General features: G+C 53.8%; 12 protein-coding genes. 5 read left to right on the top strand and 7 right to left on the bottom strand.

The annotated features are described in order from the left end of the window. Positions 1-6: 6 nt before the first annotated feature. On the bottom strand, positions 7-486 hold the full coding sequence (locus Q0V70_RS06380; RefSeq protein ID WP_297589754.1) for a hypothetical protein: 480 nt from the start codon (positions 484-486) through the stop codon (positions 7-9). Between the two features lie 375 nt (positions 487-861). Here Q0V70_RS06380 and Q0V70_RS06375 point away from each other — a divergent pair, with 375 nt between their 5' ends. From Q0V70_RS06375 to Q0V70_RS06360, 4 genes are all read left to right on the top strand, one after another. Next, positions 862-1,953: a sensor histidine kinase gene (locus Q0V70_RS06375; RefSeq protein WP_297589752.1), complete on the top strand. Its 1,092-nt coding sequence runs from the start codon at positions 862-864 to the stop codon at positions 1,951-1,953. Beyond that, entirely contained in the window at positions 1,950-2,627 is a 678-nt protein-coding gene (locus Q0V70_RS06370; protein WP_297589749.1) for a response regulator transcription factor, read from the top strand. Before Q0V70_RS06375 ends, Q0V70_RS06370 begins: the two co-directional genes overlap by 4 nt. 105 nt (positions 2,628-2,732) lie before the next feature. After that, on the top strand, positions 2,733-3,899 hold the full coding sequence (locus tag Q0V70_RS06365) for a DUF418 domain-containing protein (protein ID WP_297589746.1): 1,167 nt from the start codon (positions 2,733-2,735) through the stop codon (positions 3,897-3,899). Positions 3,900-4,029: 130 nt separating this feature from the next. Beyond that, complete coding sequence (locus Q0V70_RS06360) at positions 4,030-5,637, top strand: methyl-accepting chemotaxis protein (RefSeq protein WP_297589743.1); 1,608 nt, start codon at positions 4,030-4,032, stop codon at positions 5,635-5,637. 70 nt (positions 5,638-5,707) lie between these two features. On the opposite strand, the gene Q0V70_RS06355 is transcribed toward Q0V70_RS06360, so the two are convergent. Further along, positions 5,708-7,411, bottom strand: a complete 1,704-nt coding sequence (locus Q0V70_RS06355) for a DASS family sodium-coupled anion symporter (protein WP_297589741.1) — start codon at positions 7,409-7,411, stop codon at positions 5,708-5,710. Between the two features lie 679 nt (positions 7,412-8,090). On the opposite strand from Q0V70_RS06355, the gene dnaB reads away from it, so the two are divergent. Next, positions 8,091-9,467: a replicative DNA helicase gene (gene dnaB / locus Q0V70_RS06350; RefSeq protein WP_297589739.1), complete on the top strand. Its 1,377-nt coding sequence runs from the start codon at positions 8,091-8,093 to the stop codon at positions 9,465-9,467. Between the two features lie 51 nt (positions 9,468-9,518). On the opposite strand, the gene rplI is transcribed toward dnaB, so the two are convergent. From rplI to Q0V70_RS06325, 5 genes are all read right to left on the bottom strand, one after another. Beyond that, on the bottom strand, positions 9,519-9,983 hold the full coding sequence (rplI, locus tag Q0V70_RS06345) for a 50S ribosomal protein L9 (RefSeq protein ID WP_282922468.1): 465 nt from the start codon (positions 9,981-9,983) through the stop codon (positions 9,519-9,521). A 21-nt stretch (positions 9,984-10,004) separates the two neighbouring features. Then, the gene (gene rpsR, locus Q0V70_RS06340) at positions 10,005-10,250 is read right to left on the bottom strand and encodes a 30S ribosomal protein S18 (RefSeq protein WP_282922467.1); all 246 of its coding nucleotides are present in this window, start codon (positions 10,248-10,250) and stop codon (positions 10,005-10,007) included. An 82-nt stretch (positions 10,251-10,332) separates the two neighbouring features. After that, positions 10,333-10,887 carry a single-stranded DNA-binding protein gene (locus tag Q0V70_RS06335; RefSeq protein WP_297589736.1) on the bottom strand — a complete coding sequence of 185 codons (555 nt, stop codon included), beginning with the start codon at positions 10,885-10,887 and terminating at the stop codon, positions 10,333-10,335. 131 nt (positions 10,888-11,018) lie between these two features. Next, complete coding sequence (rpsF, locus tag Q0V70_RS06330) at positions 11,019-11,306, bottom strand: 30S ribosomal protein S6 (RefSeq protein ID WP_282922465.1); 288 nt, start codon at positions 11,304-11,306, stop codon at positions 11,019-11,021. A 238-nt stretch (positions 11,307-11,544) separates the two neighbouring features. Beyond that, positions 11,545-13,806 carry a transglycosylase domain-containing protein gene (locus Q0V70_RS06325; RefSeq protein ID WP_297589734.1) on the bottom strand — a complete coding sequence of 754 codons (2,262 nt, stop codon included), beginning with the start codon at positions 13,804-13,806 and terminating at the stop codon, positions 11,545-11,547. Positions 13,807-13,826: the final 20 nt, after the last annotated feature.

The raw sequence follows: 13,826 nt of genomic DNA, 5'->3' as shown, positions 1-13,826 counted from the left end.
GCCCCTCTACTCATATGACACCTCAATAGATTGCTTGGAAATAACCGTAACAGGAAAAATCGGTTGATTTTTGCTGTCCATAACGCCCCATTTAAAATAGAACGAGGTAGCGGGGGGATAGCCTGCGAAATCTGTAATGGTGCCATTAACACTTGCGCCATAAACAAACTGGGTAATGTCTGCGCAGTAATATTCAGAGTAGCCAACAGGGCACAATCCTGCAGCTAAACCCTGACCGACGGTCGGAGGATTTGTAATGGTTGCGCGAACTTTTATGTTGGTGATTTTGCCTACCAAATCATTCGTCCAGGGCTTCAACTTTGCAGAATCGTACCATTGCTGCGTTCTGTATAAGCTGGGAGCACCTGTTACTTGGTCCATCCAGGAACCTGGTCCGACAGCAACAGCACTTGGGGTTCCGACAGAAAATGCCAACATAAATGCCGCTACTGTTCCAGACAGGATTTCAGGAATACGTTTTTTCATAATTTGTTCTCCTCACACGTAATTGTGGCCGGTTTGGCCGTTGCCTCCTACACTAGAGCAAAACCACGGTCGTGAAAATATCCCAAAATTGGGGTATTCCACCTCAGAGACGATTCCGATAGAGTGCGCTTAAACGTCTTTACGAGGAGGCTTTGATGCGTATTATTGCTGTTCAAATTGCTTTTCTAAGCACCGTGGGTCTGACTCTCGGAGCCTGTGGGCCGCACAGCGACTTGATCGCCGAGGAACACTCTGAAATCACAATCTGCGACATCATTCCCCAGCTATGCTGAGTCTAAGCATCATGGGGAGGGAAATTTGCACCTTACAAGACCTAGTTTATCCTGGATTTCCAGGAATAAGATTCTTTTAGCTGTGCTGTTCCTTGGTGTTGTTCTTGACTTCAGCATTACCCGAATTCGTGACAACCCCTGGAGTGTTTTAGGTGAACTAATCGGATTCGTAGTTTTCCTTGGCTACATATTTTTCCCGCGCGTAGGTGGATGGGTTTTTATTGCTGCAGTCGTTGCTATGAATGTGGTTCCCACGGTTGAATTTGGTCTGGTGGTGTACTTGACGATTCCGGTAATTTTTGACTGGTCTTGGCGCGGCTGGTGGAAGCAAAGCTTGATTGCAACGCTCGTCAGTTCACTTGCGATATTGATTGGTTTTGCTGGTAAATACAATACAATTGCCAGCGTTTTTTACGCCTTGCTCCTGCTTTTTGCTCTCGGGGCAGGTTTTGTGCTGCGCCGGTACATTGAAGAAAATCTGCGGCTGAACATACATTCGGTGATGCAACAACACCGTTACGAATTAGCTCTATTACAGACCAAGCAGGAATTGTCAGCAGAGTTGCACAACCATACGGCAGGAACGCTCTCCCGATTGACAACTCTGTCTGCCAAAATATTGGAAGATGCCAAGGATTCTCCCGAAACAAGTGAGGAAACCCGACTACGCTTGGAGTTGCTGCATGGAGAGTCTGTGCGAGCCCTCAGCGAACTGCGAAGAACATTAAGCGTGCTGGGACAAAACTCTACACTGAAAGCAACCCCCACACCCCTCGCCACCTCGCTAGATACGGCTAGAGACGTCGCGACGGGATTTGGCTTCAACGTAGAAATCGACACCGACCCTGAGAACCTGCGCACACTGAGTACCACCGTAACCAGCTTGTTGCGTGAATGTGTCCGTGAAGCCCTGACGAACTTGATAAAGTACGGCAACCCTGAAAAGCCGTGTCGTGTGTCTATTGAGGTTGACATTACGGAAGGAATAGTAGATTTCACAATGATGAATTCAATTAGTTCTTTCTCTGCCAATCCGGTGTTGAGTAGCGGCAGGGGTTTGAAACTTTTGGGGGAGCAACTTCATATTTCAGGTGGTGTCCTCGAGGCGGGACGGACTGGGGAGCATTGGGTGTTACACATCACCATCCCTCTCGAGATGGAAGTGACAAAGTGAGCGTACAGGAAGTTATTAGGGTCATTATTGCAGACGATGATGACCTTTATATGCACGAGATGAGCATCCTCCTGAACAGTTTGGATTACATAACAATCGTCGGCAAGGCCGGGAACGGTCTCGAGGTGATGAATCTCATTGAGAACACAAATCACGATGTGGTGCTATTAGATGTGGCCATGCCGGGGATGAGTGGTATTGAAACGGTTACATCCGCGCTGACACGCAATCCGGACGAACGGATTATTATGCTGACCGCTTTTGAACGTCCCGATATGCTACGTGCGGCATTAACAGCAGGAGCGAAAGGATTTCTAACCAAAGAGACTGAGTTCCGCGAGATTGGTGAGGCCATTAAACGGGTGTACAGAGGCGGGAACGCCCTGGATAACAAGCCGTTATCGATGGTTATGGACTATTTCGTGTCCACCAATCCTCAACCTGCTAACCTGCAGCTGCAATCCCAAATCGATGCTCTACCCCAGCATTTACGCCAAGTCGTTCAACTCATAGGCAAGGCTTACTCCAACAAAGAAATCGCGGCCGAGACCGGACTGTCCATAAATACCGTGAGTACGTACGTGAAATGTGCCCTCGCAAAACTTGGTATGCGCCGCGGAGAATTGACCATGCAGATAATCCGTTTGGGTCTGAACCAAACACCACCGGTTTAACCAAACGTGTTACAAAGTCCCACCATGCTTTGACAAAATTGTTTTGAATGAAACGTGATTTCCGGCAATATCAGTTCCGCTCCCCAAGTCAGCTAGACTGCCTTTGTGACGGATTTTGCGCAGCGGCTGCTGGGTCGACCGGCCCTGACCGGTCGGGTCGTCGGCTTAGATATGGCTCGCGGCCTGGCCATTTTGGGCATGTTCACGGCGCATATGTGGGTTTCAGTACAAGGTCCCGTTTCCAGCGTGATGGCCTTGTCTCACGGCCGTTCCGCCCCGTTGTTTGCGCTGCTCGCGGGGGTTTCACTGGGTATTATGCAAGACCGTCTGGCGCGGCGTTTTGCCGGCTCTCCCGCACTGTCGCGTCGCTATTACAGTGAAAAGATTCTGGTGCGTGCCGCTGTCTTAATCCTCATCGCTGCCCTGCTCAGCCTCTTTAACACCCGTATCCTGCTGATTCTCGATAACTACGGGGTGTGGATGGTTTGTATGCTGGTTCTTTCGGGCCTGTCCGTTCCGGGACTGCTGTGGGTCATCGGACTGTTGCTGGTGGTGGGTATTCCGCTGTGGCACTACCTCAATTTGCTGTTTTTACCGTCCGAGATTGGGGTCGTCCTGGGGCTAAATGACTATCAGATGCCCACGTTCCTCATCTATGTGCTCACCGGGCTGGTTCTGTGGCGTTTGAGTTGGGCGGGGGCGACCCCGCGGGCGCGTCGACTGCAGAAGTACGGTGCGGGCCTCGGGCTCGGTGTGGCTTTCGTGATTTTCGGGGTCGGGACCGCCGTTGACTCCCTGCGTCTGGGACGGGTGTCCGGGGTCATTCTCAATCAAGACACCCTGTCTATCGCCAACCCCACCCCGGCCCAGTTTTGGTATCAAACCCTGGTCTATATCGCTCCGCATACTGATTCCGTAGCGGAGACGGTGGCAAATACGGCTTGGTGCGTGGGACTGACTTCCCTGACATTGCTGGCAGGGCCTACTTTCAACCGGTTTTTATCCCCGGTGGCGGCATTGGGCTCGATGGCGCTGACCACCTATACCCTCCACGTCATCTGGCACGCGATTACGTTCCGTTTGTTCGGCTATCGCGGGCTCATTCCCTCTCTCATCATTATGATTGCGGTTTTCCTACTGGCCGCGAGCCTGTGGCGGTTACGTTTCGGCAAAGGTCCCCTGGAGGCTTTCCTGGCGCGCCTCAGCGATCCTCCCGCTGTTAACCACACTGCTGAGAATTCTGACGGGTCTGCCTCGACCAATCTGGCTTAGGCCCGAGTATGTTCAAGACATAGCGATGACCCATAATTCCTAAACATTTTTCAATCAAATTTGAAACATAGCACAATTTCAGCGCTAAGGTGGATTTGGTTGATTCATTTACAAAGAAAGGGAGCTGAATATGAAATCCAAAAAAATCTCACTGGTTTCTAACCTAAGACTTTCTCAAAAAATTTGGGGTTTGGTTATCATTTCGACCGTCATCATGGCATTTTTGGCGGTTATCAGCTTGATTGTGGGGGTACGCATCGAATCTGACACTACCAGGGAAGCGAAACTGTCCGAGTTTCAGGTTCCACTGACCCAGCTGAACACTGAGTTAATGCGCAATCGTATGAATATTTCTGATATTTGTTCGGTTCCCAATGAGGTGGCCCCAGAAATTATCCAAGTCATGCATGATACGGATGCGAAAGTGCTGGAACTTTACACTGAGATTCTCAATATGGGAGGCGCAGAGTCACTACCCCCTATTGTAGGTTTTGACCAGAAATACCAAGACTGGATTTCGTTCCGTGACAAGGAAATCACACCCCTGGTCCAAAACAAAGAATTGGCGCAATACTTCACTTTGGCCACCGCTAAGGGGCCCGGTTCCAACCAGGAGCAGATTGCCAACTATACCGCGATGGTAGACAATTCCCAGCAAATGATGCTTAAGGAAATGGCCCAGGCTCGTAGCGATGTCATTAAATCGCGTACCATTTTGCGCACCTCTATCCTGGGTGCCGGAATTCTGGGCATCATCATTATGTCGCTGCTGGGGTGGTCAACCGTACAGTCGATTACACGTCCCCTACGCGAAATCCAGAACTCTCTAAACGCTATGAGCCAGGGTGATTTGACTCAAAATCCGCAGGTGACCTCTCATGATGAGATTGGCAAGATGGCACAGTCACTTACTGCGGCACTGGCTTCATTGCGAGGTCTGATTTCTCATACCGTCGAAACGGTGCACCAAGTGGAGGGCACTGTCAAGGTCGTGAAAGAGACCAGTGACCAGGCGGTAGCGGCTGCGGCCAGTTCGCAGGATGATTCTCAACGTGTTGCCGCCCAAGCTGACGAAGTATCCAGCAGTATTCAAACCGTGGCGGCCGGCTCAGAAGAAATGAACGCGTCTATCCGCGAAATTTCTTCCAACGCGAACGATGCTGCCCGTTTTGCGGCCGATGCTGCTCAAGCCGCCCAGGAAACCAATGAGGTAGTGTCTCGGCTGGGCGATTCCTCCCAAGAAATTGGGGAGGTCATTAAGTCTATTACCTCCATCGCCGAGCAAACTAACTTGTTAGCTTTGAACGCGACCATTGAGGCCGCGCGTGCCGGGGATGCCGGAAAAGGATTCGCGGTAGTTGCAGGGGAAGTGAAGGACCTGGCTTCTGAGACTGCGAAAGCTACCGAGGACATCGGAACCAAGATTGAAAAAATCAAGTCTGACACTGATGATGCGGTCCAAGCCATCGGCAAGATTGGAGAAATTATTTCTTCCATCAACGACTTCCAGACGACTATCGCGGCGGCGGTAGAGGAACAAACCGCCACTACGAACGAGATGTCTCGTTCAGTGTCGGAGGCCGCGGAAGGCTCATCTACAATCGCAGCTTCCATTTCTTCGATAGCGCAAGCAGCATCCGGGGCGGCGCAAACCTTGGGCTCTATCAATCAAAGCACCCAAGAGTTGAGCGAGCACTCGGAATACTTAAAGACCCAGATTGGAAACTTTAAGTTCTGAGACTGACCTCCCGTAAAAATGATTTTGGGCTAGCCGCAAGCTAGCCCAAAATCATATCTAGGATAACTGCTTATGGCAGAGCCAAACCGAAGATGGGGATAGCCAGGGCGAACACGGTGATGGTAATCAACACCAAGCCCACCAGGGCGATGATGAAACCACCCTTAATCATGTCCGCAATCTTGAGGTACCCAGAACCGTAAGCGATAGCGTTTGGCGGGGTCGCGACCGGGAGCATGAACGCGCAGGTAGCAGCCAGAGCGGCCGGAATCGTCAGAATCATCACGTTCGGGCCTTCCAGGCCGATACCCGTAGCCACGCCGCCGATAATCGGCAGGAACGCTGCTGCGGTAGCGGTGTTCGAGGTCAACTCGGTCAGCGCCAGCACCAGGGCGGCCACCGCCAGGACGATAATCACAATGGGCGCTCCCGCCAGTCCCTTCACCATCTCACCGATGTAGTTGGACAGGCCGGTGTGCTGGAACTGCTTGGACAGCGACAGACCGCCGCCGAACAGCAACAGAATGTCCCACGGAATCGTCTTGGCTTCGTTCCAGGTCACCAGACGTTCCCCGTTCTTTTTGCCGGGGATGATGAACAGCAGCACCGCCACGCTCATCGCCACGATAGCGTCGAGCTTCTTCGGGCCTTCAATGCCGGTGGCCTTCAAAATCAGCGGCACGAAAATCCAGCAGAACACGGCCAGGAGGAACAGCAACATAACCAACAGTTCGCCGCCGCGCAGCTTCCCGAGCTTGGCGTATTCCTCGTTGATGAGTTCCTTGCCGCCGGGGATTTCCTCGATTTCCGGCTTGAACATGACGAAGGTCAAAATCCACCAGGCGAACAGCGTAAAGATAATAACCATCGGCAGACCCATCAGGAACCACTTGCCGAAGTTGATGTCGTAGTGCAGGGTATCGCTCATGTACGCCTTCAAAAGGGTGTTCGGCGGAGTCCCGATGGGGGTCGCCAGCGAGCCGATAGAGGCCGAGTAGGCGATGGCCAACATCAAACCGACAGCGAAGTTGGACCGCTTGATACCGTGCTTTTCCGCCGTGGTCGAGGCCACGTCGTCGCCTTCGTTCAACAGACCGGACATGACACCACCGTGGATAGCTCCGCCGTAGGCGGCTTCCACATCCAGGCCTTTACTAACGGCGGCGTTTTTGTCCTGAGCGGATTCAAACAGCTGAATCACGGACAGGCCGATGGGCAGCATCATCACAGCGGTTGCGGTGTTGGACACCCACATCGAGATGAACCCGGTAGCAATCATGAAGCCCAGCACCAGGCGGCGGGGTTTGACCCCGACGATGCGGACGATACCCAGCGCCACACGCCGATCAAAGTGCCAGCGCTGCATGGCTATAGCCAGGATAAACCCGCCCATGAACAGGTAAATCGTGTCCGAAGCGTAGGATCCGGCGGTACCCGCGTAGTCATTGATTCCCAGCAACGGGAATAACACCAGCGGAACCATTGCCGTGGCCGCCAGCGAGATAGCTTCGGTCATCCACCAGATAGCCATCATGACCGCGATACCGGCGACCAGGTACACCGCGCCCACATTCATTTCTTCTTCTTCGATGACGTCGGCGCCAACGGACTGCGTAATGATGTCCACCGCGTCACGAGGAATTAAAAAGTAAACGATGGCACCCAGGATGACGCCACCGAAAAGCCCGATTAGCCGGACCTTTGAGATTTTCTTTTCGCCCTCAGATTGCTCCACATCGTGTTTGTCGACCGGAGGGACTTCCTTTACACTCATACTTTCGCGTGCCTTTCGTGTTTAATCGGCTCAGCTTTGAGCTGACTTTGCACATTGTACATGAGTTTTAGAGGGGCAAATACCAGGTCGAGGGCTTTTCTTGGGGTTTTCTTGGTAAACGTCCAGGTTATCCTCGAGTCACTCCGCGAGATTTTCTCTTTTCATTCTATAGTTGTTCACGAGTTTGCCCTCCCGGGTTTCCCGGTTTATCCCTTGATTCTACGGGGTGTGGATAACCTGTGGATAAAATTGCGGCTGAGTGAGGCAATTGTTCCCTTCGTTTACTTGCCAAAGCGATAGCAAGTGTGCTAAGAGAAGCCATTAATGTGCTAAATACCCAGTTCAAAGCCTATTTGAATGATGTAACCTTATTTTTGTGGTGAAAGGTTTGGAAAATTCTCGACAGGGATTATTAATCCACAGCGACTGTGGATAAGCTGTGGGTTTCGAAACCGCAACATCATACAAAACTGTGCCAGGGTCGCTGAGGTAGTACAAAACTAAATAAACCAATTCACCGCCTTACCCACCGTCTATCCACAGGTTATTGCCGAGTTATCCACCTATTTTCCACCAAAATGGTTTGCTTAGTTAGAGCCGGAAGCGTAGGTTTGAGCCCGGATGTTTATACTTTTCACCCCTGCTTCAGAGGGGTGAAGTGTCAGCCAGAGGAGGCCGCATGGAAGAACCAGACAACTCTGCACTCGACCGAATTCCCCCTCACAACATCCTGGCTGAACAGTGTGTGCTCGGTGCCATGATTCTGTCCAAGAACGCCATCGCCGACACCTTTAAACTGCTGCTGCCCAGCGATTTCTATGACTCGCGTCACGAGATTATTTTTAACACTATCCTGGACCTCTACGCGGCGGGAGCGGCCTCCGATCCGGTGACGGTGCCTGCCGAACTAGAGAAACGGGGTCAACTCTCCCGTGTCGGTGGCTTGGATTACATTCATACTGTAGTTCACTCGGTCCCCACCGCCGCTAACGCCGCCTACTATGCTCAAATTGTTCGAGACCAGGCGACTTTGCGCGGCTTGGTCGAAGCGGGCACCCGCATCACCCAACTTGGTTACGCCATCGACACCACGGACGCGGACGAACTCATTAATACCGCCCACGCCGAACTGGACCGAGTCAGCGAGAAACGTACTTCTGAGGACTATCGTTCACTGTCCGAGCTGCTGACCCCGGTCTTGGACGAAATCCAACAAACTGACGACGACCCGCACACGGTGCACACCGGGTTCCTTGATTTTGACCGGGTGACCAACGGCCTGCACGCCGGTCAGCTCATCATTGTGGCGGCACGTCCGGCGATGGGGAAATCGACTTTTGCCCTGGACATTTTGCGTCACGTGACTCTGAAAGAGAAACGTACCGCGGCGATTTTTTCTCTCGAGATGTCAGCCGCGGACATCATCAAGAGAATGCTGTCGGCGGAAGCCAGCGTGCCGCTGTCCCTCCTGTTTGCGGGAATGCCCAACGACGGCCCACAGAACCAAGCCAACTGGGACAATATCGCGTCGGCGTATAATCGGATGAAGTCCGCGCCTTTCTTTATTGACGATTCGCCGAACCTGACCATGCCTGATATTCGAGCGAAATGCCGGCGTCTGAAGCATTCCCATGACTTGTCCCTCGTTGTCGTGGACTACATTCAGTTGATGAGTTCACACAAACGTATCGAGTCACGTCAACAGGAAGTTTCCGAGATTTCGCGGTCCTTGAAACTGTTGGCCAAAGAGCTGGAAGTGCCGGTTATCGGGGTCGCCCAGCTGAACCGTGGGCCGGAGTCCCGTACCGATAAGAAACCGATGATGAGCGATCTGCGGGAATCGGGTTCGTTGGAGCAGGACGCTGACCTGGTGCTGTTGTTGCACCGCCCCGAGTATTACAATACGGACGATCGTCCCGGCGAAGCTGACCTGAACATCGCCAAGCACCGTAATGGACGCACCGAAATTATTAACTTGCAGTTCCAAGGCAAGTTTTCGCGTTTTGTTTCGGGGATTCAGCACAATCAAGAGGAACCTCCGCCCCCGGATTATTAAAAACGTTCGGTGCCGGAAACCCGCAGGTTCCCGGCACCGTTTGTTTAGGTTCTACTTTTCGGCCCGCACCGTGACTTCCAACGGTGAGGTGAGTTCTTCGAACAGGCGCACCGTCAGCTGGTAGGTACCGACTGACTTGATGGGCTTCTCGATGACAATCTTGCGCTTGTCGATTTCGGCACCCTTCTGCTCCTTCACCGCCGCAGCAATCTGCGCGGTGGTGATAGCTCCGAACAGACGTCCGTTCGCACCTGCCTTGGCATCAATCAACACCGGGTCTCCCTCGGCGAGCTTGGCTTGCACCGCCTGAGCAATTTCCATAGAGGCAATCTGCTTCTTGGCCAGGGCAGCCTTCATCCGGTCGATTTCTACCTGGGATCCCTTGGTCCACGGCATTGCCAGACGGCGGGGCAACAGGTAGTTGCGTGCGTAACCGGGGCGTACTTCCACCACGTCGCCGGCGTTACCGAGCTTGGCGACTTCGTGGGTCAAAACAACTTTCGTATTCTGAGTCATTGCTTACTTCCTCCCTCAAATTTAGCGGCCGGAACCGGAGTAGGGCAGCAAAGCCATTTCGCGGGCGTTCTTAACCGCTTTCGCAATCTGACGCTGTTCTTGCACGGTCACACCGGTGACGCGCCGGGCGCGAATCTTGCCGCGGTCCGAAATGAACTTACGCAGCAAAGCGGTGTCTTTGTAGTCAATGTTGCCAACCTTTTGAGCCTTTAGCGGGTTGGTCTTTTTCTTAATGGGTTTGGTGTTATTGCGCATCTGCTTACCCATATTGATCTCCTTATATATAACGTGTTGAAAAACTTATCTGTGTTGTGCCGGAATGCCGCAGAGAAAAAGGCGGCAAACCGGTTTAGAACGGTGGATTATCGTCAAAGGTGGAATCGGCTGGAGCTCCCGGAGCGCCAAAACCGGGCGCGGGCGAACCCCACGCGTCCCCATCAGTTCCTCCGGCAGGAGCCCCGTAAGTGGGCTGCGGCCGAGCTGGGCCGGGAGAGTTGTAGCCGCCGCCATTCGCGTCGGCGCCAAAGCCGCCATCACCGCGCTGAGTCCGGTTCACCGAGGCGGTGGCAAACCGCAAAGACGGACCAATCTCATCTACCGTCATCTCTACTGAGGTGCGCCGAGAGCCGTCTTGAGCTTCCCAAGAGCGCTGCTGCAAGCGGCCTTGTGCGATGACGCGCGACCCCTTGTGCAGGGATTCCGCAACGTTTTCCGCCAGTTCCCGCCAGGCGGTACACCGCAAGAACAGGGCTTCGCCGTCTTTCCAGCTGTTGGAGGCCCGGTCAAACGAACGCGGAGTTGACGCAATCGTAAAAGAAGCCAACGCCGTGCCGGACTGACCCCAGCGAAGTTCCGGGTCCGCCGTCAAGTTGCCTATTACCGTGATAATCGTGTCGCCTGCCATTGTTTCTCCTTCGTCTTAATCAATTCGGGGCTTGGTGCCAAAATCCGCTCGCTGTGCGCCACCGTCACCGGCTTCACTCAACATATCAGGGACCCTGGAGACCAAAATTTGCCTCCGCTTGATTGGAAAAATTAGGCATCCTTGCGCATCAGTTTGGTGCGCAAAATCGACTCGTTTAGGCCCAGCTGACGGTCCAATTCCTTGGCGATTTCCGGGGTGGTTTCCATGTCGACAACCACGTAAATCCCGTCCGTCTTTTTCAGGATGGGGTAGGCGAGCTTGCGCTTGCCCCACACATCAAGTTTCTCAACTTTGCCCCCCAGGTCTTCTACCTGGCCAAACAGGGCGCTCATCGAGGGTTCGACAGTGCGCTCATCGACCTCGGGGTCGATAATCACCATCATTTCGTATTTCCGCATGTAACTCTCCTTTGGTCTTAACGGCCCCGGTCCCTCCGGAGCAGGAGTCGCCGTCCTGGCGCGGCGCCAAAACAGCCTTACGATTCTAACGTTTTCCGCTGACTTTAGCCAATTCACCGGTTGGTAATGCTATCAGCCCGGGAACTTACACCCGGGGACTCACAGAGGTACGCCGAGGACCCGCCGGGCTGGCCGCATCAGTTGACCGACCCCACCGGGCTTGTGAAATCAGTACCGGCTAGGTAACGGGCTCGCCCGATTCGGTCGTGCCGCCTTCCCCTCCCGGTACCGGATTGGGGACAACGGGTGAGTTACCGGGGTTCGGAACGTATCCGGAAGTGCCCGGAATGGTGGGACTGGGTTCGGTTCCGTCCGGACTATTTTCACTGCCTCCCGGTGGATATCCCGGCTCATTAGAAGGTAGGTTCCCCGGACTGCGCGGCATCGCAGGCGCAGGAGACGGGGACTCGCTGGGGGACAAGGACTCATCGGGGCTGGGACGCAGGGAAGGTTCAGTTTCGGTGGGACTCGGTTCCTCCGACCGCGTAACTTCCACCTTCTTAAGTTTCTGAGCCTTCGCGAACTGTTCGACTTCCAGACCCTTCACAGCCCCCGACATATATTGCTTCCACAGCCACGCCGGCCAGGTAGAACCGGTAACTTCCCGAATACCCCCAAATGGTGAGATAGATTCTTCCTCCCCATTGGGTCCCGACTGGTACAGACCGACGACGGTCACGACTTGGGGGATGAATCCGGCGAAAACCGCGGATTTGTTATCGGTGGACGAACCGGTCTTGCCGGCGGATGGCCTGCCGATTTGGGCCTTAGTCGCGGTACCTCCCGCCTGGAACGGTCCCGTCAGGGCTTGGGTGGCGGTCAGCGCGATATTCCGTTCAATGACCTGATCCGCAGAGAAAGACGGCATATAGACAATGTCCCCGGAAGTGTCCATGACCTGGCGAATCAAGTGGACAGTCTCGCGTTTGCCCTGGTTGGCGATAGTTCCGTAAGCCTCGGCGATATTTGCCGCCGTCGGGGAAGCCGAACCCAGCACGTTCGTAAGGGAATTATCCAAGCCTGGCGTGTTTTCGGGATAGCCCAAACGAATCGCCACTTCCTTGGTCAAGGACGGTCCGACCTTCGCGTTCAAAGCGGCATAAGCCGTGTTGATTGATTTCGCCGTGGCTTGCGCCAGGCTGACGGTTCCGTATGAAATTCCGGCGAAGTTCTTGATGGGTACGCCTTGAATGATCTGCGGGGAGTTCCCCGGGTAAGTGTCACTCAAGGACCCGCCCTGTTCTAGGGAAGCAATCATCCCGAAAGGCTTAAACGTTGACCCGGCCTGGAAGTGTTCCTGAGTGACGGCGTTGATTTGGACTTTCAGATAGTCCTGACCCGGATATTCCGCGATAATTTCCCCGGTTGTTGGATCGGTGGAAATCATCGCGACGTGCAGGTTCGGAGCATGACCCGCTGGCAGCTTCGCCACCGTATCCATCATCAGACGTACTTTGTCTTTGTCCAGAGTCGTGATAATCTTCAGACCCATCGTGTCGATTTGTTCCTCGGTCAAGCCAGCCAAATCTTTCAGCTCTTGACGCGCCTGGAACATGAAATAACCGTTTACTCCCCCGAAATCCTGCACGCTTTGGGTGGGGGGAATCGTGGCCGGGAACTGCGCCGCTGCCTGCTGTTCCGGGGTGATATAGCCATCGGCAGCCATATTCTTAATGACGCGTTTCCACCGTTTTTCCGCAATTTCCAGGTTCACGGCCGGATCGTAAGCGGAGGGCGCCGGGATAATACCGGACAGTAGAGCCGCCTCGGAATAATCGATGTCCTGAGCGTTCTTGCCGAAATAAGCCTTCGCAGCAGCCTGAATCCCATAGGAACCGCGGCCGAAATAAATCGTGTTCAAATAGTTGCCCAAGATTTCGTCTTTTTCCTGCTGGCGGTTGATTTTCAACGCCATAATGGCTTCTTTGGCCTTCGCCCAGTACCGTTGCACTATGTTTCCCTGGTTCGTGTTTTCCGCCATGTAGTAGCGTTCCACGTACTGTTGGCTCAAGGTGGAGGCGCCCTGTGTGGCCCCGCCGCGCGCGTTGTTGAGGAAAGCCCGGACGATACCGCGCAAATCGACCCCGGAGTTGGTCCAGAAGGTGCGGTCCTCCGAGGCCACGACCGCGTTGCCAATCTGTTTGGGCAGGTCTTTCGTTTCGATAATTTCTCGGTTTACCTCAGCAAACTTGCCGATTTCGGTGGCTCCATCGGAATAGTACACGGAGGTGACTTGGGCGCGTGCAAACTCGGCGGGTTTCGGTATTTCGGTGGTGGCGTAAACGACCAGGAAAGTTGCTAATGCCGCGACCACCATCAGGATAAAGAGGAACAGCAGGGTCAGGAAAAAGTTACGCACATAGTGGCGTTTGCGTCGTTTGGGTCGCACCTGTCGCACGGATTGCCCGGTTACGGTGCGTGGTCGTGCTACCTTCGCCATGTTACCTGTCCTCGCCACAG

The sequence above is a fragment of the uncultured Mobiluncus sp. genome (assembly GCF_947087965.1).
GTDB lineage: Bacteria > Actinomycetota > Actinomycetes > Actinomycetales > Actinomycetaceae > Mobiluncus.
This window is presented reverse-complemented; position numbering and strand designations above follow the sequence as displayed.

What these genes read in the sequence shown, in the direction of transcription:
- Q0V70_RS06380 (WP_297589754.1), bottom strand. Translation starts at nt 486, where the DNA reads ATGAAAAAACGTATTCCTGAAATCCTGTCTGGAACAGTAGCGGCATTT.
- Q0V70_RS06360 (WP_297589743.1), top strand. Translation starts at nt 4,030, where the DNA reads ATGAAATCCAAAAAAATCTCACTGGTTTCTAACCTAAGACTTTCTCAA.
- Q0V70_RS06355 (WP_297589741.1), bottom strand. Translation starts at nt 7,411, where the DNA reads ATGAGTGTAAAGGAAGTCCCTCCGGTCGACAAACACGATGTGGAGCAA.
- dnaB (WP_297589739.1), top strand. Translation starts at nt 8,091, where the DNA reads ATGGAAGAACCAGACAACTCTGCACTCGACCGAATTCCCCCTCACAAC.
- rplI (WP_282922468.1), bottom strand. Translation starts at nt 9,983, where the DNA reads ATGACTCAGAATACGAAAGTTGTTTTGACCCACGAAGTCGCCAAGCTC.
- rpsR (WP_282922467.1), bottom strand. Translation starts at nt 10,250, where the DNA reads ATGGGTAAGCAGATGCGCAATAACACCAAACCCATTAAGAAAAAGACC.
- Q0V70_RS06335 (WP_297589736.1), bottom strand. Translation starts at nt 10,887, where the DNA reads ATGGCAGGCGACACGATTATCACGGTAATAGGCAACTTGACGGCGGAC.
- rpsF (WP_282922465.1), bottom strand. Translation starts at nt 11,306, where the DNA reads ATGCGGAAATACGAAATGATGGTGATTATCGACCCCGAGGTCGATGAG.
- Q0V70_RS06325 (WP_297589734.1), bottom strand. Translation starts at nt 13,806, where the DNA reads ATGGCGAAGGTAGCACGACCACGCACCGTAACCGGGCAATCCGTGCGA.